A 248-nucleotide genomic window follows, 5' to 3' on the forward strand; every position below is an offset into this window, starting at 1 on the left:
TCTCCAGGGCCTCGCGGTCCTCGCGGACCTTGTCGTTCAGGCACACGACGATGGGGAAGCGGCGATCGCCCTCGAACACCATGCCGGCCTCCCGGCCGCCGAGGGCCGCGCCGATGACGTCCTGGATCGCGGAGGTGCTCAGGCCGAGGCGCGCCGCCTCCGTCTTGTTGATCTTGAGCTCCAGGAAAGGCAGGCCCGCCGCGAGCAGCGACAGGAGCACCACGAGCCAGCGCGGGTGGACGGAGAAG

Annotated in this window: 1 protein-coding gene; it reads right to left on the minus strand. The window is 70.6% G+C overall.

What is annotated here, in order from left to right:
• A partial coding sequence (locus AC0IY0_RS28910; protein ID WP_471766499.1) for an efflux RND transporter permease subunit occupies positions 1-248 on the minus strand: 248 nt, incomplete at both ends.

The sequence above is a fragment of the Methylobacterium sp. AC315 genome (genome assembly GCF_979253755.1).